Source organism: Stenotrophomonas sp. RIT309, assembly GCF_000632045.1.
GTDB lineage: Bacteria > Pseudomonadota > Gammaproteobacteria > Xanthomonadales > Xanthomonadaceae > Stenotrophomonas > Stenotrophomonas indicatrix.
Genome location: NZ_JFYS01000001.1, coordinates 337,411 through 355,914, shown reverse-complemented (window position 1 = coordinate 355,914; position 18,504 = coordinate 337,411). Strand labels below are relative to the sequence as shown.

17 protein-coding genes are annotated in these 18,504 nt (G+C 67.0%); 7 read left to right on the top strand and 10 right to left on the bottom strand.

The features are described 5' to 3' along the window. Positions 1-44: 44 nt before the first annotated feature. The 4 genes from flgA (at position 45) to BW38_RS18850 (ending at position 2,727) form a co-directional block, all read left to right on the top strand. Complete coding sequence (gene flgA, locus BW38_RS18835) at positions 45-701, top strand: flagellar basal body P-ring formation chaperone FlgA (RefSeq protein WP_025879112.1); 657 nt, start codon at positions 45-47, stop codon at positions 699-701. Between the two features lie 75 nt (positions 702-776). Then, positions 777-1,082, top strand: a complete 306-nt coding sequence (flgM, locus tag BW38_RS18840; protein ID WP_025879113.1) for a flagellar biosynthesis anti-sigma factor FlgM — start codon at positions 777-779, stop codon at positions 1,080-1,082. Then, positions 1,079-1,417, top strand: coding sequence for a flagella protein (locus BW38_RS18845; protein WP_025879114.1), 339 nt, complete (start codon positions 1,079-1,081; stop codon positions 1,415-1,417). Before flgM ends, BW38_RS18845 begins: the two co-directional genes overlap by 4 nt. Positions 1,418-1,509: 92 nt before the next feature. Further along, a complete protein-coding gene (locus BW38_RS18850) occupies positions 1,510-2,727 on the top strand; it encodes an ATP-binding protein (RefSeq protein ID WP_025879115.1) in 1,218 nt (405 codons plus the stop codon). A gap of 95 nt (positions 2,728-2,822) precedes the next feature. Here the strand turns inward: BW38_RS18850 and BW38_RS18855 are convergent, their stop codons facing one another. Both BW38_RS18855 and BW38_RS18860 read right to left on the bottom strand, forming a co-directional pair. Then, positions 2,823-4,598: an EAL domain-containing protein gene (locus BW38_RS18855; protein ID WP_032974826.1), complete on the bottom strand. Its 1,776-nt coding sequence runs from the start codon at positions 4,596-4,598 to the stop codon at positions 2,823-2,825. A 4-nt stretch (positions 4,599-4,602) separates the two neighbouring features. Further along, complete coding sequence (locus BW38_RS18860; RefSeq protein ID WP_032974825.1) at positions 4,603-6,705, bottom strand: PAS domain-containing sensor histidine kinase; 2,103 nt, start codon at positions 6,703-6,705, stop codon at positions 4,603-4,605. A 143-nt stretch (positions 6,706-6,848) separates the two neighbouring features. Between BW38_RS18860 and BW38_RS18865 the strand changes: the two genes are divergently transcribed. Further along, entirely contained in the window at positions 6,849-9,608 is a 2,760-nt protein-coding gene (locus tag BW38_RS18865) for an EAL domain-containing protein (RefSeq protein ID WP_032974824.1), read from the top strand. 139 nt (positions 9,609-9,747) lie between these two features. Here BW38_RS18865 and BW38_RS18870 read toward each other — a convergent pair whose 3' ends face one another. The 7 genes from BW38_RS18870 to BW38_RS18900 all read right to left on the bottom strand — a co-directional run bounded on the left by BW38_RS18870 (position 9,748) and on the right by BW38_RS18900 (position 14,723). Further along, entirely contained in the window at positions 9,748-10,275 is a 528-nt protein-coding gene (locus BW38_RS18870) for a hypothetical protein (RefSeq protein WP_032974823.1), read from the bottom strand. A 67-nt stretch (positions 10,276-10,342) separates the two neighbouring features. Next, positions 10,343-10,558 carry a hypothetical protein gene (locus BW38_RS18875; protein ID WP_025879121.1) on the bottom strand — a complete coding sequence of 72 codons (216 nt, stop codon included), beginning with the start codon at positions 10,556-10,558 and terminating at the stop codon, positions 10,343-10,345. Between the two features lie 98 nt (positions 10,559-10,656). Next, a complete protein-coding gene (locus BW38_RS18880) occupies positions 10,657-11,847 on the bottom strand; it encodes a methyl-accepting chemotaxis protein (RefSeq protein WP_025879122.1) in 1,191 nt (396 codons plus the stop codon). Positions 11,848-12,021: 174 nt separating this feature from the next. Continuing rightward, complete coding sequence (gene hflD, locus BW38_RS18885; RefSeq protein ID WP_025879123.1) at positions 12,022-12,636, bottom strand: high frequency lysogenization protein HflD; 615 nt, start codon at positions 12,634-12,636, stop codon at positions 12,022-12,024. After that, positions 12,633-13,775 carry a tRNA 2-thiouridine(34) synthase MnmA gene (gene mnmA / locus BW38_RS18890; protein ID WP_032974822.1) on the bottom strand — a complete coding sequence of 381 codons (1,143 nt, stop codon included), beginning with the start codon at positions 13,773-13,775 and terminating at the stop codon, positions 12,633-12,635. The genes hflD and mnmA overlap by 4 nt, the downstream gene beginning before the upstream one ends. Beyond that, the gene (locus tag BW38_RS18895; protein ID WP_032974820.1) at positions 13,772-14,233 is read right to left on the bottom strand and encodes an NUDIX hydrolase; all 462 of its coding nucleotides are present in this window, start codon (positions 14,231-14,233) and stop codon (positions 13,772-13,774) included. Before BW38_RS18895 ends, mnmA begins: the two co-directional genes overlap by 4 nt. A 1-nt stretch (position 14,234) precedes the next feature. Beyond that, positions 14,235-14,723 carry a hypothetical protein gene (locus BW38_RS18900; protein ID WP_025879126.1) on the bottom strand — a complete coding sequence of 163 codons (489 nt, stop codon included), beginning with the start codon at positions 14,721-14,723 and terminating at the stop codon, positions 14,235-14,237. Positions 14,724-14,836: 113 nt separating this feature from the next. Between BW38_RS18900 and clpS the strand changes: the two genes are divergently transcribed. Further along, the gene (gene clpS, locus BW38_RS18905; RefSeq protein ID WP_025879127.1) at positions 14,837-15,163 is read left to right on the top strand and encodes an ATP-dependent Clp protease adapter ClpS; all 327 of its coding nucleotides are present in this window, start codon (positions 14,837-14,839) and stop codon (positions 15,161-15,163) included. A gap of 46 nt (positions 15,164-15,209) precedes the next feature. Here the strand turns inward: clpS and BW38_RS18910 are convergent, their stop codons facing one another. Next, positions 15,210-16,022, bottom strand: coding sequence for an APH(6) family putative aminoglycoside O-phosphotransferase (locus tag BW38_RS18910; protein ID WP_032974819.1), 813 nt, complete (start codon positions 16,020-16,022; stop codon positions 15,210-15,212). 137 nt (positions 16,023-16,159) lie between these two features. Between BW38_RS18910 and clpA the strand changes: the two genes are divergently transcribed. Next, positions 16,160-18,442, top strand: a complete 2,283-nt coding sequence (gene clpA / locus BW38_RS18915; RefSeq protein ID WP_032974818.1) for an ATP-dependent Clp protease ATP-binding subunit ClpA — start codon at positions 16,160-16,162, stop codon at positions 18,440-18,442. Positions 18,443-18,504: the final 62 nt, after the last annotated feature.

Genomic DNA, 18,504 nt, shown 5'->3' with positions numbered 1-18,504 from the left:
CAGCTTGCACGCGTCTGGGCCAGGTCTTACCGACAGGAGGCGCCATGCGCCGCATTGCTTCTTTCCTTGCCATTGCAATGGCCGTGGCCGCGCCGTGGGCAACCGCAGCCGATTGGCAGCCGGTGGCCAGCATCCGTGCTGCCGCGTTGTCGACCCTGGCCGCCGGCACTGAAGGTGAGGCCGTGGTTGCCGATGCGCTGCGCCTTCCAAAATGCGGCGGCGCGTTGCAGGTGCAGCCCACGGCAAACACCACCGTGGAAGTGAGTTGTCCCGACGCCGGTGGCTGGCGCCTGTTCGTGCCGGTGAAGGTGCGCCGCAACCAGACCGTGCTGGTGCTGACGCGAGGCATCGGCACTGGAGAATCCATCGCCGCCGCCGATATCAGTACTGCCCAGCGTGACGCGGCACGGATTGCCGGTGCAGTGCTGGCCGATCCTGCCGCAGCGATCGGCCGCATCGCCCGTCGGCCGTTGCCGGCAGGAACACTGTTGTCGAGCAACGATCTGGTTGCACAGCGTCTCATCAAGCGAGGAGACAGTGTGGCACTGGTATCGCGGCGTGGTTCGGTCGAGGTCCGCATCGCCGGCCGCGCACTGGGCGATGCCGGCCAGAACGAGCGCGTCTCGGTGGAAAACCTGTCCTCGCGCCGTATCGTGCAGGGCACGGTGGACGCGACCGGTGACGTAATCGTGGCGCGTTGAAATAATGCAGAATTCCCCTAAAGATCACGGCCCTGCGGCCGTTATCCCTTGTGTACGGCAACTCCAGGACACCCCATGAGCCAGAAAATCGACGGCAACCTGCAGGTCCCCCAGGCACTGCGCAGCGTGACCACCCCGGCCGCCAAGCCCGGCGTCAGCACCGATTCGGCGGCACGTCCAGTCGAGGCGGCCGACAGCCTGCGCCTGACCGGCGAAGCCACCAACCTGCAGGCCATCGAGCGTGAGCTGAGCACCGCTCCGGCTATCGACGCCCAGCGTGTTGCAGCGGTGCGCGAATCGCTGCAGAACGGCACCTACAAGATCAATCCGGACGCGATCGCTTCGCGCATGCTTGAACTGGACCAGCAGCTGCAAGGATGACCGCGGCGATGAGCGAGCCGCTGCAGCGCCTTGCCCAGGCCCTGGACGTTGAACGCCAGGCCCTGGTCGAGCACGACGTGCACGCCCTGATCCGTGCCACCGGCGCGAAGCTGGAAGCGCTGCGTGCGCTGGAAGGCGCGCCACCGGTGGGCGAGGGCGAGCAGCTGCAGGAACTGGCCGAGCGCAACCGCGCCAACGGGGTGCTGCTGTCGCGGCGCCGGCGCGAGGTCAACTGGGCACTGCGCCAGATGGGCCGCACCGAAGAGTCCTCTGCATACGATGCCAAGGGCCAGTCGCATACCGTCACCGCGCGGCGGCCACTCGCCGTCGCCTGACAGGACCGGCGGTCGGCTGACCGCCCGATGGCGGCTGTAGGCCGCCGCATGAACGCGTATATTGGGCGCCTGTTTGATCGCCCCGAGCCGCCGTGTCTGCCGCCAACGTTCTGGTTACCGCCCCCCTTCCGCCGCAACCGGTGCTGCAGGCCCTGCTTGAGCGCCTGCGCGAAGGCCTGCTGCTGTTCACCGAAGATGGGCAGGTCGCCCTGGCCAACCCGGCCGCGCAGAGCCTGCTGGGCAGCGATGAAGGCACCTTGCCGCCGCCGCAGCGCCTGCGCCAGCTGCTGCCGCCGGATGCACTGGAACATGCGCGCCAGCACGGTCACTGGAACGGCAGCCTGCCGCTGGGCGAGGGCGTGGTCATCGCCCATCTGTACTTCCATGGCGAACCCGGTTCGGGGCACTACCTGGCCTTGTTCCGCCATATCGAAGGCCAGGAAGACTACGAACGCGAACTGCAGCAGCGCCATGCCGAACTACGCCAGGCCTACCTGCGCTTGAACGGCACCCAGGAAAAGCTGCTGCAGTCGGAAAAGATGGCGTCCATCGGCCAGCTTGCCGCCGGCGTGGCGCACGAGATCAACAACCCGATCGGCTACGTGCATTCCAACCTGGGCAGCCTGCAGGAATACCTGCGCAGCCTGTTCACGGTGATCGAAGCCTACGAACGCGCCCTGCGTGCGCCCGACCCGAAGGCGCTGATTCCGGAAATCGACGATATCCGTGACCGCCTGGACATCGATTTCATCAGCCGCGACCTGCCGCAGCTGATGGCCGAGTCACGCGAAGGCATCGAGCGTGTCACCCGCATCGTGCGCGACCTGAAGGACTTCTCCTATTCCGGCCGCGACGAGTCGTGGAAGCTGGTCGACCTGCATTCCGGCCTTGAATCGACCATCAACATCATCTGGAACGAGCTCAAGTACAAGGTGCACCTTGTGCGCGAGTTCGGCCAGCTGCCGCTGGTGGAATGCCTGCCCTCGGAGTTGAACCAGGTCTACATGAACCTGCTGCTCAACGCCGGCCACGCCATCGCCGAGCGCGGCACGATCACCGTGCGTACCGGCGTGGACGGCGACACGGTGTGGGTCGAGTTCGAAGACACCGGCGGTGGCATTTCGCCGGAACTGCGCCAGCGCATCTTCGATCCGTTCTTCACCACCAAACCGGTGGGCAGCGGTACCGGCCTGGGCCTGTCGATCTCCTACAGCATCATCAACAAGCACCACGGCCGCATCGATCTGGACAGCACCCCGGGCGTCGGCTCGCGCTTCCGCCTCGTGCTGCCGATCAAGCAGCCGCGCTGAAGCAGCACGGTAGTGCCGGCCGCTGGCCGGCAACCCGATGAGCCTGGAAACCCCGCATCTGCCGGCCAGCGGCCGGCACTACCCGTGTGCGGGGTTCAGCGCAGCGGCGAACGATCCTCACCGCTGTCGGCCGGCTCGACAGCCGCCAGGCCACCGTTGCTTCGCCGCTGTTCCTCGTACGTGCGGAAGGCCTGGTGGATGTGCTTGCGCAGCTCGTCGTCGTTCCACGGCTTGGTCAGGAACCGGTAGATCGCACCGCGGTTGATCGCATCGGTCACCGTGTTGAGGTCGGTGTAGCCGGACAGCACCAGCCGGATCGTGTCCGGGTACAGCATCTTCACCCGGCCCAGGAACTCGGTGCCGCTCATGTCGCTCATGCGCTGGTCGGACAGGATCACCTGCACATCGTTGATGGCCAGCAGATCGAACGCATCGCGCACGTTGCCTGCCGCCAGGATGCGGTACCCATCGCGGCGGAACAGGCGCACCAGCGAGCGCAGCACGTTCTCCTCGTCGTCCAGCAGCAGCAGGGTGCGGTCCGGCCGGGTTTCGGCGAACGCTTCGGGACGCAGGTAGCGGCGGCGCAGGGTCATGCCGGCGGCATCGGCGGACATCGGTTCGCCGAACAGGTAGCCCTGGAACACGTCGCAGTCGTTGCGGCGCAGGAAGCCCAGCTGTGCCTGCGATTCCACGCCGTTGGCGATCACCGTCATGCCCAGCTGATGGCCCATCGCAATGATCGCGCGTGCGATCGCCGCTTCACGGTTGCCGGCCGGGGCGCTCTTGATGAAGCTGCGGTCGATCTTCAGCTTGTCCACCGGGTAGCGCACCAGCGCACTCAGGCTCGAATCGCCGGTGCCGAAGTTGTCCAGGCTCAGGCTGATGCCTTCGTTGCGCAGGTTGGCCAGCGTTTCGTGGACGAAGTTGACGTTGTTGGTCAGCGCGCTTTCGTTGATTTCCAGCGTCAGCATCTGCGCCGGCACGCCGGACGCCTGGATCACGCCCATCACTTCGGCAAAGAAATTCGGGCGCAGCAGCTGCAGGGTGGACACATTCACCGCGATGGTGAAGTCATCAAAGCCCTGGTCGCGCCACAGCCGGGCCTGCTTCAATGCACCCTCCAGCACCCACGTACCAATCTGCACGATGATGCCCAGGCGCTCGGCGGTGCGCATGAACCGCTCCGGCACCAGCATGCCCAGGGTCGGCGACTGCCAGCGCAGCAGCGCCTCCATGCCCACCACGTGGCCATCGCGGGCACTGACCAGCGGCTGGTAACGCAGCTTCAGTTCGCCATTGGGAATGGCATCGACGATCTGCCGCGCGATGATGCTCTCGCTGTGCGCGCTCGGCGGCGTGTCCACCGCATGGATGCGCACCGCATTGCCGCCTTCGCGGGCGGCCTGGTACAGCGCATCCTCGGCATGGTCGAGCAGGCGTGAGGCATTGCTGGCGTGCTCCGGGCACAGGCTCACGCCCAGCTTGCCGGTCATGAACAGCGTATAGGGCAGTACCGACAGCGGCAGTTCCATCTGCTGGCGGATCTCTTCGGCGAAATCCTCGGCCAGGGGCAGATCGGCGGTGCGCGGCACGGCAATCAGGAACTCATCGCTGCCATGCCGCCACAGCATGCCGCGTCCGCGCAGGTAGGACTGCAGGCGCTGGGCCACCAGCACCAGGGCCTGGTCACCAACCTCCGCGCTCATGTTCTCGTTGACCGAGGCAAAGTGGTCGATGTCCACATGCATCAGCATCAGCGGGGTACCACCGGAGGCGGCTTCGGCGACCATCGCCTGCAGCTCGGGGTTGCCGGCGCCGAGGCGATCAGGTGCATCATCGATGCTGACCGGGGGCAGGTTGGGGTTCCACATGGGCTCAGTATTCCGCTGACTCGACGGCCGCCGTAACAGCGGCCTGGTAAGGAAGGTGGACATCGACGAGGGTACCGGCGCCATGCGCCGACTCGATCCGCACATGGCCGCCCACGCTCTGCGCGCGCTCGCGCATCACGATCAGGCCCAGGCCGCGCGGGCCATCCGGATCGAACCCTTCGCCATCGTCACGGATCATCAGGTGCAGCCCGCGCTGGTCGACATCGCGCAGCTGCAGCACCACCTGGCTGGCGCGCGCGTGGCGCAGCGCATTGGTCAGGCTTTCCTGGGCGATGCGGAAACAGGCCTGCTCGATGCTGTTGTCCGGGCGCGTGGGCAGCGATTCAATCTCGGCCTGCAGCTCGACGGTGGACGAGCGGAACAGCACGCGTGCCTGCCAGCTCAATGCCGCTTCCAGGCCCAGCGCATCCAGCTGCGGCGGCCGCAGCAGGGTGGAGATGTCGCGCAGCTTGGCAACGGTGGTATCGGCCAGGCTGACGATCTGTGCCAGGTCCTCGCCGCGCCGCTGCGCATCGTCCTCGTCCTGCGCCGCATAGGCCGACAGCTTGATCGCGGTGATCGCCTGGCCGATGTCATCGTGCAGGTCGCGCGAGATTGCCCGGCGCTCGTCCTCCTGCAGCGAGAACAGGCGGCCGGCCATCGCCTGCAGCTCGCGGTTGCTGGTCTCCAGCGCGCTTCGGGTCTGTTCGGATTCACTCAGGTCGCGCACGATCAGCAGCTTGCAGTCGCGCCCGCCGTAGCGCACGTCGCCCACCGCAATGCCAGCCTGGAAGCTGCGGCCATCGGCGCGCTGCATGGCCACCACGCTGCCGTGGCCCGGGCTGTGCTGCGGCTGCCCGGCGCGCATCTGCGCGCGCATCCGGGCCAGATCGCCGCCTGCCACCAGGGCCGACAGCGGCTCGCCCAGCAGCGTGTGGCTGCCGTAGCCGAACAGGCCGGCAGCCCACGCATTGGCATACAGCACATGTTCGTCGGACAGGATCACCACGCCATCGGGCAGCACCCGCACCAGCTCGCGGAACTGCTCTTCGCGTTCGCGCAACAGGCGCCGCGACTGCTCACGCTCGGTCACGTCCTGCAACGTGCCCAGTATCCGGTCACGTCCGGCTTCATCCACGCCGCTGGCGGCACGCAGGTGCACCATCAGCGCACGGCCATCCATTGCCAGTACCGGCAGCAGCACGTCCACCTGCACCTGCTCACCCGAGCACAGCTCGGCCAGCACCTGGTCGGTCTGTGCGGCCGTGGCCGGGTCGGCTGCCACCAGCAGCTCGTCGAAACGGTGCCAGCGTCGCGCCTCGGGCGGGCGACGGCCCAGCAGGCGATAGACCTGGTTGGAGTAACGGCCCTGGCCGGTGGACGGGTCCAGCTCCCACGCGCCGATCCGGGCCAGCTCGTGGGCTTCTTCCACGCGGGCCAATGCCTGGTCGCGCCGCAGTTGGGCCAGGTCTTCAGCGGTGCGGTCGATGGCGATCAGCAGGCGCGCAGTGTGGCCGTCGTAGTCGATCGCGTTCGAACGCAGTTCCATCTGCCGCAGGCTGCCATCACGCAGCTGCAACTGCGCGCGCAGGATGCACAGCTGGTCGGGCGCGCCGCGGATCTCCTCCAGCTTGGTCTGCAACGCCTGGTCCTGGCCGGGTGGCCAGAGCACGTCGATGGTCTGCGCCAGAAGCGCCTCGCGGTCCCAGCCGAAGGTGGTGCAGGCCGCCGGATTGGCATCGAGGATGGCCAGGCTGTCCAGGTCATACACCAGGATCGGGCCCGGGTTGCCCTCGAACATCTGCCGCAGGCGCAGTTCGGAGGCCTGCAGGCGGGCATGGGTGTGCAGCACGTGCTCGGCCAGCGGCCGCAGCAGCAGGTACAGCAGGCCGGCGCTGGCCAAAGCGAAGAACGCGCCCTTCATGCTCTGCCAGAGCGCCGCCTGCTGCGGGTCGGGCACCAGCGCGGTCACCGCGCCGTCGGTGGCGATCATCCAGGCCAGCGCCATCGCCAGGTAGCTCAGCACGATGCGCCGACGGTCGCGCCCCAGCGCCTGCGCCATCCGCGGGTCGGGAACAGGGGCGGTGCCGGTCGGTTCTACGGGCATGGACAGGGCAGGGAGGCGGGCAGGGAGAAGGGGTGCGGGCCATCTTACCGCGCAGCTGTGCCCTGGCCACTCAATTATCCGCCGCAGGCGCCGTTAACCACTGCGTGCCCCGCTGTCGGGCGTTTCATCCGGAGCAAGATCGCGTGGACCAAGGGATCATCGCCAGCCTGCTGCAGCATCCGCTCGCCTCGGCGCTGGTCATCGTCGACCGCAGCGGGCGCCCGCTCGCGGCCAATCCGGCTGCGCGCGAGCATGGCCTGCCGGCCACGGTGGCCGCCTACGCGCCGATGCTGGAAGACCTGCGCCTGCTGGCCGCCGACGGTGGCATCGTCGCCTGCACGCTGCCGGGCGGCCCGCGCGGCCACTACGATGGCCACCTGCGCGCCGTGCATGACGGCAGCGGCAACCTGCTCGCCTTCACCCTCAGCGTGCCCGAGCCGGTGCCGGTTGATGGTGGCGGTCGCTGGGAACTTGCACTGGACAGCGCCGGCCACAGCCTGTGGGACTGGGACATCCCCAGCGACCGGGTGGCGCGCACGCCCGCACTGGGTGAGGAAACGGCCACGCAGATCCTGGCGCGCGTGCACGCCGACGACATCACCCTGGTGCGCGCCGCGCTGGATGAACACCTGCACGGTGACAGTGAGCAGTACAGCGCCCAGTTCCGCTTCCGCCAGGCCGATGGCCAGTGGCGATGGGTGCTGGACCGCGGCCGGGTGGTGGCCCGTACCGCCGACGGCCAGCCGCTGCGCATGGTCGGCACCCATACCGACATCGAGCAGCAGAAGCAGCTGGAAGCCCTGCTGCAGGAGCAACAACTGCATCTGCGCGAAGCCCAGCGCATCGCCAGCATGGGCAGCTGGTCGTTCGATCCGCACAGCCGCCAGTTCTGGTGGTCGCCGGAACTGCGCTCGCTGCTGGCACTGCGGCAGGACAGCATCCCGGGGCAGCGACGCTGGCTCAAGCAGCTGCACCCGCGCTCACGTGGTGCACTGCGTGCGGCCTGGCGCCGCCTGTGGCGCGATGGCCGGGCCGCCAACCTCGAACTGGAACTGACCCGCGGCAACGAACCCTCGCAGCATCTGCGGTTGTGGATGCAACCGTTGCTGGACATGGACGGGCAGCCCAAGCGCCTGCTGGGGCAGGTGCAGAACATCACCGAACAGCATCAGACCGATGCCCTCATCCGCTGGCGTACCGAGCTGCTCAACCGCGTGTCCGCGCTGGGTCGCATCGGTGGTTGCGAGATCGAAGTGGCGACGCGCAACATGCAATGGACCGAGGAGTGCTATCGCATCCACGGCCTGCGCAAGGAACCGATCACCCTCGACCAGGCGCTCGCGTTGTATGCCGAGGATTCGCGTGCGGCGTTTGAAGCCGCGCTGGGGCGCATTGCCGGTGGCGGCCTGCCGGAGCAGCTGGATCTGTGCTTCTACCGCCAGTCGGGGTTGCGCGTATGGGTGCAGGTGCTGATCGAACTGGACCGTCGTGATGGCCTGCCGCCGCGCTTTGTGGTCCTGTTCCGTGACATCACACGCGAGCGCGAAGCGAACGAGCGGATTGAACTGCTTGCCCACTACGACCTGCTGACCGGACTGCCCAACCGGGTGCTGCTGGGCGAGCAGACCTCCGAAGCCATCGAGGAGGCGCGCGATCGCGGCACCTCGCTGGCGATGCTGTTCATCGACCTGGATGGTTTCAAGAACATCAACGACAGCTTCGGCCACGCCACCGGCGATGCGCTGCTGAAGGCCGCCGCAACCCGGCTGCACCAGAACCTGCGCAACAACGACCTGTTCGGCCGCTTCAGCGGCGACGAGTTCATCGTGGTGCTGCGCGACCTGGCCGAACCGGAAGATGCCGGGCACGTGGCGCGCAAGCTGATCAATTCGCTGGCCGAGCCGCTGCGCCGTGGCGACACCACCTTGAAAGTGGGTGCCAGCGTGGGCATCGCCATGCTCGGCGAGAGCCAGACCGACTTCGATTCGCTGCTGCGCGCTGCCGACGCGGCGATGTACGCGGCCAAGGAAGCTGGTCGCAATACCTATCAGTATTACAGCCAGGACGCGCTGGCGCGGATCCAGCGCCGGCTGGAGATCGAGCACGGCCTGCACGGCGCCATCGAGCGCGACGAGTTCAGCCTGGCCTATCAGCCACTGCTGCACGCCCATCACGGCGAGCCCCCCGCAATCGAGGCGTTGCTGCGCTGGCATCGCCCGGGCATCGGCTACTGCAGCCCGGCAGAATTCATTCCGATCGCCGAAAAGTGCGGCGAAATCGTCCGCATCGGCGACTGGGTATTGTCCGAAGCCTGTCGCCAGGCAGCCGCGTGGGATCGTGCCGGCCTGCATTTCGAGCGCATCGCCGTAAACGTGTCGGCAGTGCAGTTGCGCGATCGTGGCTTTGCCGAGCGCGTGATCGAGATCTGCCACGCGCACGGCTGGCCGCCGCAGCGGCTGGAGCTGGAGCTGACCGAATCGGCGTTGATCCGTGACACCGACATCCTGCGCCACTGCTTCGATGTGCTGGAACGGCACGGCGTGCCGCTGGCAGTGGACGACTTCGGTACCGGCTTCTCCAACCTCAACTACCTCAACCGTTTCCCGGTCGGCCGCCTGAAGATCGACCGCAGCTTCGTGCAGGGCATGCTGCACGACTCGGGCACCGCCGAGGTGACCCAGGCCATCGTCCATCTTGGTCACGCCCTGGGCATGAAGGTGGTGGCCGAGGGCGTGGAAACGCACCAGGAAGAGGACATGCTGCGCCGCCAGGGCTGCGACGAGATCCAAGGCTACCTGTACTCGCGCCCGCTCACACCGCGCGACCTGGCGCAGTGGCTGCGCCAGCAGCACCTCGCCCCAGGCCGCACCGATGCCGCCAGCGAAGTGATGCTGGCGCGCTGACGCACTCTCATCCACGCATGGCGTGGATCTACTTCTGGGCCCGCCCTGGTGGGTGCCGACCTTGGGCAAGCTTTGGTGGGTGCCGACCGTTGGTCGGCACTGATGCCTGCACTCGCGATCATCCACGCATGGCGTGGATCTACTGCGGCGCGGCAACCAAGCGCTGCGGAAATTCGGAGCGAAGTCGTGCGCGTACCGCTTCGACCACCTCTACATAGCGTCGGCGCTGGATGAAATAGCCTATGTAGAACAGCACCAGGGCCACCAGCATCGGCCACGCAGCGGGTCGGACGAGGATGACCGGCACCAGCATCAGTGTCAGGCCCAGCGCGAACCAGCTGCACAGCCCGATCACCCGCACCTCCCTGCGCCGTGCATCGATCATCACCCGCCCGCGCATCAGCGGAAAGTAGCGACGGCCAACGCTCGGCACGAAGCTCTCGCGAAAGGCGATGCTGCCGTCCGGCAGCGCGCGGAACACCAGGCAAAGCCAGGTATCGGGCGGCAGGTCATGCTCCAGACCGGCCAGTGAAAGCTGCGCCAGCTCTGCCGGCGTAGCGGCGATGCGCTGGTTGAACAGCGCGATGCCGGTGCGGAAGAAGAACGGCGCCCAGAGGGCCAGCAGCAGGAGTTCGATCAGCAGCAATGCGATCAGGGCGATGGCCATCGGTCTTCCATGAACGGGACCGGCGCATCATGCCACGTGGGCAGTTGCATCCACGCATGGCGTGGATCTACTTCAAGGCACTGCCATCCAGCCCCAGGTCCCACGCCAGGCCCAGCACGTCATCGCCGGCTGCCGGTGGGGCAGGGCGCGCGTCGGCCAGTTTCTGCAGCTCCTGGATTTCTTCGCGGGCCACCTCTTCCAGCTGGCGCAGCTGCTCACGTACGCCCGCATTGCGCGGGCGCTCGTTCTCGTTGATCGGGGGCAGGGCGCGGATCAGGGTCATGGTGCGCTTGCAGGATGCATCCAAAGGCGGGTCACACGCAAAGGCCCCGGCAGAACCGGGGCCTCGCACGCTGCCGGACGGGGCAGCGGACATCAGGATCAGAACAGCTCGACCGTACCGGCGCCCATGCTCTGCTGGGCAACCGGCTTGTGCGGCGGGCGCTCCCATTCGCTGCGCAGTTCGCGCAGGCGGTTGCCGGTGCGCTGCAGGGCAGAGGCGATTTCTTCGTCGAACACGCCGCCATTGCGATGCAGCAGTTCCTGCAGGGCCACCGCTTCGCGATTGATCGCGGTCAGGCGGTCCAGGTGGGTATGCACGCCGCCCAGGGCCTGGGTGGCGATGTCCTCGAACTGCAGGGCACGCACGGCTTCGGCCACGCTGCCGTCGATCGAGCGCGCGCAGTCGGACACTTCGCGCATGCCGTCACCCAGCGAAGCGTTGATCTGCGCCACGTTGTCCAGCATCGCCGCCGCTTCCTGGCGCGCTTCACGGGAGCGGTCCATATCGCGCGAGGCCATGTGCGAAACCGTCTCGCGGACCTTGGCGATGGCATCCTTGGAGCTGTGCGCCAGCTTGCGGATCTGCTCGTTGAAGGTGGTCGAACGCTCGGACAGGTTGCGGACCTCGTCGGCAACCACGGCGAAACCGCGACCGGCTTCACCGGCACGCGCAGCTTCGATGGCAGCGTTCAGGGCCAGCAGGTTGGTCTGGTCGGCAATCGACTTGACGTCTTCCAGCAGCGCGAAGATGCCATCCAGGTGCTGCGCCATCTGGTCGATGTGCTGCACGGTGGTGCTGCTCTGGCCGCTGACCTGCTCCAGCGCTTCCACCAGCTGTTCCATGCGGTGGCTGGCGTGCTGGGCGAAACGGGCAACGTCGAGGCCGGCGCCGCCTTCGTCACCAGCGCGGTCGACGATGCGTGACAGGGCCTGGCTCTGCTGGCGCGACTTGCGGTTCATGGCATCGAAGCTGCCGCCGAGGCTGGAGACGGCCTGACGGATCAGGTCGCGGGCGCGTTCCACTTCACCACGCGAACCGTCGATCTCGTTGCCGACGAAGTTGCGCAGTTCGGTCAGCAGCTGGTCCTGCTCACGCAGGACACGGGCATGTTCCGGGGAACGGTGCGCCTGGGCGCGGGCGGTCCACCACGCAAAGCCGAGCCAGCTCAGCGTCATCGTGGTCAGGATCGCCCAACGCAGGGCGACCGGCCATTCGAAACCGATGGCGAAGGGGAGCAGCAGGGTCAGAGCCAGGGGGGCGGCCAGACGGATGAAAATGCGTGAGTACATGGACGTTCTCGGGAGGTGCACGGAGGATGTATCGGCCGTACCCCCTTTCTCTTTAACGTCGATGTGCTCACTGAATGCGCCGGATTTCTGGCGCCGTCCGCCGGGCATGGCCCGGCGCTACCCTCGTGGCGCTGGGACGCCAGCGCCGGGCCATGCCCGGCGGGCTCCCCGCCCTCAGGCCAGCTGCCGGTCCACGGCCTCGACCATCGCCTTGCGGCTGAGCAGGAAGTCCCAGTAACTGCCACCCAGCTGCCGCCACAGTACGGCGGCGCGCACGGCGGCCAGCAGCAGCGCGCGGATCTCGGCCACCACGCCGGCCTGGCCCAGGTAATGCGGGTTGCCCTGCACCATGACCCGCGGCTTGAGGTGGCTGATGGTGTCTGCATACAGGCCGCCCAGCGCGGCCAGAACATCCGGGTGGCCGCTGTCACCCAGCTCGGTGGCCTGGCGCTGGGCGCGCTCGATACCCGAGGCGACCTTGTTCACGGTGGCGCCGTCCTGCACGAAGCGGCGCTCCAGCTGCAGTACCGACAGGGCCAGCTTGGGCAGGATCGGGTCCTGGCCCTGGCTGCGGAAATAATTGTGCAGCAGGCGCAGGCCGGATTTCAGGGCGTGCCGATCGCCAAAAACCGCCTGCGGCGAGGACGCATCGATGCGGAACACGCTGTCCACGGCAGTGCGCACGGCAGCGGCGTCGGAGTGGCCGGTATCGGCGATACGGCGTACCTGCTGCAGGGCCTGGGCAATGCCGGCCAAAGCCAGAACGCGGTCGTCGACAGTGAAACTCATGCAGCGATTACCTCAAAAGGAGAAGGGGTGGTGCGCAGGCGCTGTTCCAGCGGCGCGTCGGTGGCGGCGATCACCGCGCCACCCAGGCAGACCTCACCGTCATACAGCACCAGGGATTGCCCGGGGGTGACTGCACGCTGCGGCCGGGCGAAGGTGACCTGCACGCTGCCGTCGTCCAGCACGTCCACGCTGCACGGCTCATCGGGCTGGCGGTAGCGGGTCTGCGCGGTGCATTCAAAATGCCGTGCCGGTGGTGCGCCGGCAATCCAGTGCGCGGTCTCCGAGCGCAGCCTGTTGGACAGCATCCACGGGCTGTCACGGTCCTGGTCCACGTACAGCACGTTGCTGGCCACGTCCTTGCCGACCACATACCAGGGCGCGGCAGGGCGGCCGCGCACGCCGCCGATGTTCAGGCCTTCGCGCTGGCCCAGGGTGAAATAGAAGACGCCAGGATGTTCGGCGATCACGCTGCCATCGCTGGGATCGAGGATCTGCCCGGCCTTGGCCGGCAGGTAGCGCCCAAGGAACTCACGGAAATCGCGCTCGCCGATGAAGCAGATGCCGGTGGAGTCCTTCTTGGCATGGGTCGGCAGGCTGACGTCGCGGGCAATCCGGCGCAGGTCGCTCTTTTCAAGGTCACCAATCGGGAACAGGGTGGCCGCCAGCTGCTCCTGCCCCAGCTGGTGCAGGAAGTAGCTCTGGTCCTTGGAACGGTCGGCGCCACGCAGCAGCAGCCACTGATGGCCGCGCTGGGCAATGCGCGCGTAATGGCCGGTGGCGATCCGCTCGGCGCCCAGTTCGCGGGCCGCATCAAGGAAGTGCTTGAACTTCACTTCGCGGTTGCACAGCACGTCCGGGTTGGGCGTGCGGCCGGCGGCGTATTCGGCCAGGAAGTGCTCGAACACGCCCTGCCAGTATTCGTTGGAGAAATCGCGGAAATGGAACGGAATGCCCAGCAGTCCGCAGACCGCTACCGCGTCGCGGCGGTCGTCCTCGGCGCGGCAGTCACCGCTGCCGTCGTCGGCCCAGTTCTGCATGAACAGACCGGCCACGGCCTCGCCCTGCTGCACCAGGCGCCAGGCAGCCACGGAAGAATCCACGCCGCCAGACACGCCAACCATCACCCGAGGGCTGCTCATGCGACCTCCCGGACCAGTGCAAGCGGATAGCGCTGGCCGGCCAGATAGTCGGCCAACACCTGCCAGACCAGCGGGCTGCGCTGGCGTCCGGCGGCGGCCTGCAGTTCGGCCGGGGTCATCCACAGCGCCCGATCGATGCCGGCATCCAGCGGCCGCGCCGGGTCGTGCGAGACCGGGCGCGCGGCATAACAGAAGCGCAGGAACGGGGTGCCGTCACCGGCGGTCCACTGGTAGCAGCCGATGAAGGCGGTCAGTTCCACCGTCCAGCCGGTTTCCTCGACGGTCTCGCGCAGGGCGGCCTCGGCCAGGCTTTCACCCGGCTCCAGATGCCCGGCCGGCTGGTTCAGCACCTGCCGGCCCTCGATGGTTTCTTCCACCAGCAGCACCCTGCCGCCGTCGACCACCACGGTGGCGACGGTTGCATGCGGTGCCCAGCGCGGGTCCGGCGAGCTGTTCAACTCAGAGATCGTCCTTCTTGGTCAGCTCCAGCTCCATCGCGTCGGCGGTGCGGATGGCCGCATCGATGGCGTCGCTGAGCTGGTCGGAGGTGGCGTCGGCATCGATCTTCACCACGAACATCGCAGTCGATTCCTGCTTCACCCAGCCGCCCATCTTGGCGTCCTGCGAATCTTCCAGCAGGCGGTTGGCCACGGCCACCGGGAACTGCTTGGTCTGCGAGGTGTAGCCCGGCGACCAGATCTCGCGGATGTTGTGGGTACCGAAGTCTTCCACCGACGAGCGCACATAGACGATCTGGGTGCGATCGCCTTCGACATCGAACACCATCTGGTAATCGCCGTCTTCATCGACCTCGTAGGTGTAACCCAGCTTTTCCAGGTGACGGGCAACGGCCTTGTCGGCCTTCGTGCTGTCAGTGGTGGTCGCAGCGCCAGCGGTGCCCGCGGCAGCCAGGGCGATCAGCAGGGCGGAGAGAAGGGTCCTTTTCATGAAGATCCTGTGAAACCAAGTGTGTGGGAAGGTGCAATTGTGACGGCGGGCGCCCGTGCCGTCCATTCCACGCGGGGCCTACGCAAGGCCGTCGCACCCCTTATAATCGGCAGATGCCTCGCGAGTCCGCCCCCGATTCCCACCACGAGCACGGCGTTGCCGTGGAGCCCGCGCGCCCGGAAGTGGCGCCGCCGCCCTTCTATCAGGTCATGCTGCTCAATGACGACTACTCCCCGATGGATTTCGTCGTGGACGTCCTGCAGCAGTTCTTCAACATGGACCTGGACAAGGCCACCCAGGTGATGCTGCACGTCCACACCCGTGGCCGTGGCGTCTGCGGTGTGTTCACCCGCGAAGTGGCCGAAACCAAGGTGGCCCAGGTCAACGAGTACGCGCGGATGAACCAGCACCCGCTGCTGTGCACGATGGAGAAGGCCTGATCCTGGCACGGCGTGCCCACCAGGGTGGGCACCTGCCAGGTTCGAGTCACGCCTCCGCCAGCGCCTGCAGGGCCATCACGGCCACCGCCTCATCGATGTCGGCCGGGTCACCATCATCCCTGAACCACACCGCTGACAGGCCGGCACTGGCCGCGATCCAGCGCAGCAGCCGCGTGCGCTCGAGATCGGCCAGCCGGCAGACCTGTTCCACCCGGGCATGGAAGCGCTCGGGCCGTGTTGCCACATGGATGCCCGGCCCGCACAGGTCCGGGTTGCTGAACATCGTGGTGTAGTCGAACGCGCGGTCGCCCAGCAACCGCTTCGGGTCGATCGCCAGCCAGCCCCGTGCGCCGAAATCCAGCACGTTGTTGTGGTGCAGGTCGCCATGCAGGGGCCGCATCTCCTGCTCGTCCTCCAGCAGTGCCATCGCCAGCGATCTGCACTGTTCCAGCAATGGCGGCAGCGGTGCCCTTGGTTGCAGCAGATCGGCGAACCATCTACGCAGGCAGACCAGATCTTCTGGTGGCGCGCTCCGTGGCCGGTGCAGCTGCTGCAGGACCTGGCACAGGATCATGGTGCAGGCGTCGTCCTCGCCCTTGATCGAGCGTTGCCGCAGCGAATCGCCGTGCGCCCGTTCGATCAGGATCGCCGGCCCCTCGTGGGCCAGCAGGCGTGCGGCACCGTCGCCGTTCCACCAGCGCAGCAGGCGATGGCCGTTCTGTTCCTCTGTCTCCGTGCTCACCTTCAACATGGCCGCCTCGCCAGAGGCGGTCAGCACCGGCCAGAGCCGGGCATGGGGGGTACGGATCGAAGGACCATCACGTCGCAATCGCCAGCGGCTCAGGTAGGGTTCGCTCATGTGGGTGGGCTGTCCTGGAGTGAACGATGATCAAGCGTTTGGTAGTGCTAACGCCATCTGAACGTCGCAATCCGCTAGGGTGATGGAAATCGTGTAGTCAGGCCGCATATTGTCTCCAACTGCCGCCGGAGTAATCCATGTTCAGCAAAGACCTCGAACACACCATCGGCCAGTGCTACAAGCGCGCCCGTGAGGCCCGACATGAGTTCATGACGGTCGAACACCTGCTGTTGGCACTGCTCGACAACCCGTCCGCCCAGGCCGTACTAAAGGCTTGTGGCGCCGACGCCGACCGCCTGCGCCAGGAGCTGGAGCAGGCCATCGAGGCCTCCGTGTCCCGCCTGGCCGAAGATGACGGCCGCGATACCCAGCCCACGCTGGGCTTCCAGCGCGTGCTGCAGCGGGCCGTGTACCACGTGCAGTCCTCCGGCAAGAAGGAGGTCACCGGCGCCAATGTGCTGGTTGCCATCTTCGGCGAGAAGGACTCCCACGCGGTCTATTACCTCAACCAGCAGGATGTCACCCGGCTGGATGTGGTCAATTACCTGTCCCACGGCATCGCCAAGCTGGGCGAGGAAGGCGAGCAGCCGTCCTCCTCCGAGGGCGAGGGCCGCATGGAGGGGGGCGAAGGCGAGCCCAAGGGCGATGCCCTGACCGAGTTCGCCAGCAACCTCAACGAGCAGGCCCGTGCCGGTCGCATCGACCCGCTGGTCGGCCGTGCCGACGAGATCGAGCGCACCATCCAGGTCCTGTGCCGCCGCCGCAAGAACAACCCGCTGTACGTGGGCGAGGCCGGCGTCGGCAAGACCGCGATTGCCGAGGGCCTGGCCCGACGCATCGTTGAGGGTTCGGTGCCGGACGTGCTGGCCGATGCGGTCATCTATTCGCTCGATCTCGGCGCGCTGGTGGCCGGTACCAAATACCGTGGCGACTTCGAAAAGCGCCTGAAGGGCGTGCTGACCGCGTTGAAGAAGGTGCCCAATGCGGTGCTGTTCATCGACGAGATCCATACCATCATCGGCGCCGGTTCGGCGTCGGGCGGCACCATGGACGCCTCCAACCTGATCAAGCCGGCACTGGCGTCGGGCGAGCTGCGCTGCATCGGCTCGACCACCTTCCAGGAATACCGCGGCATCTTCGAGAAGGACCGGGCGCTGGCCCGTCGCTTCCAGAAGATCGACATCGTCGAGCCGACCGTCGGCGAAACCTACGAGATCCTGCAGGGCCTGAAGTCCAAGTACGAAGCCCACCACGGCGTCACCTACGCCGATGAAGCGCTGCAGGCCGCCGTCGACCTGTCGGTCAAGCACATCGCCGATCGCCTGCTGCCGGACAAGGCCATCGACGTGATCGATGAGGCCGGTGCCCGCCAGCGCCTGATGCCGGAAGGCCAGCGCAAGGAGTTGATCGACGTCGAGGAGGTAGAGGCCATCGTCGCCAAGATGGCGCGCATTCCGGCCAAGCAGGTCAGCGCCACCGACAAGGATGTGCTGCAGCACCTGGAGCGCAACCTGAAGATGGTGATCTTCGGCCAGGATCCGGCCATCGGCACCCTGGCGTCGGCCATCAAGCTGGCACGCTCGGGCCTGGGCAATCCGGAAAAGCCGATCGGCAACTTCCTGTTCGCCGGCCCCACCGGTGTCGGCAAGACCGAGGTGACCAAGCAGCTGGCGCTGCAGCTGGGCATCGAACTGGTCCGTTTCGACATGTCCGAATACATGGAGCCGCATTCGATCAGCCGCCTGATCGGTGCGCCCCCGGGCTACGTCGGCTTCGACCAGGGTGGCCTGCTGACCGAGAAGATCGTCAAGACGCCGCACTGCGTGCTGCTGCTGGATGAAATCGAGAAGGCGCACCCGGACATCTTCAACATCCTGTTGCAGGTGATGGACCGCGGCGTGCTGACCGACACCAACGGCCGCGAAGCCAACTTCAAGAACGTGGTGCTGGTGATGACCACCAATGCCGGCGCGGCGCAGGCCTCGCGGCGCTCGATCGGTTTCACCAAGCAGGACCACGCCACCGATGCGATGGAGACCATCCGTCGTGCGTTCACGCCGGAATTCCGCAACCGCCTCGATGCGGTGGTGCAGTTCCAGCCGCTGGGCTTCGAACACATCCTGCGCGTGGTGGACAAGTTCCTGATCGAACTGGAGATGCTGCTGCAGGAGAAGCACGTCAGCCTGTCGGCCACGCCGACTGCGCGCGACTGGCTGGCCCACCACGGTTTCGACCCGCTGATGGGTGCCCGCCCGATGGCGCGGGTGCTGCAGGACAAGGTGAAGCGCCCGCTGGCCGACGAACTGCTGTTCGGCAAGCTGGTCAACGGTGGCAAGGTCAGCATCGACGTGCGCAACGACGAGCTGGTGGTCGAGGCGCAGGCCGAGCCGGAACGGCTGTTGCCGGCCACGGTGGAGTAAGGGTGTGCCGGGCAGCGCCCGGCAACGGAAGCAACGACAGGGCGGCGCAGGCCGCCCTTGTC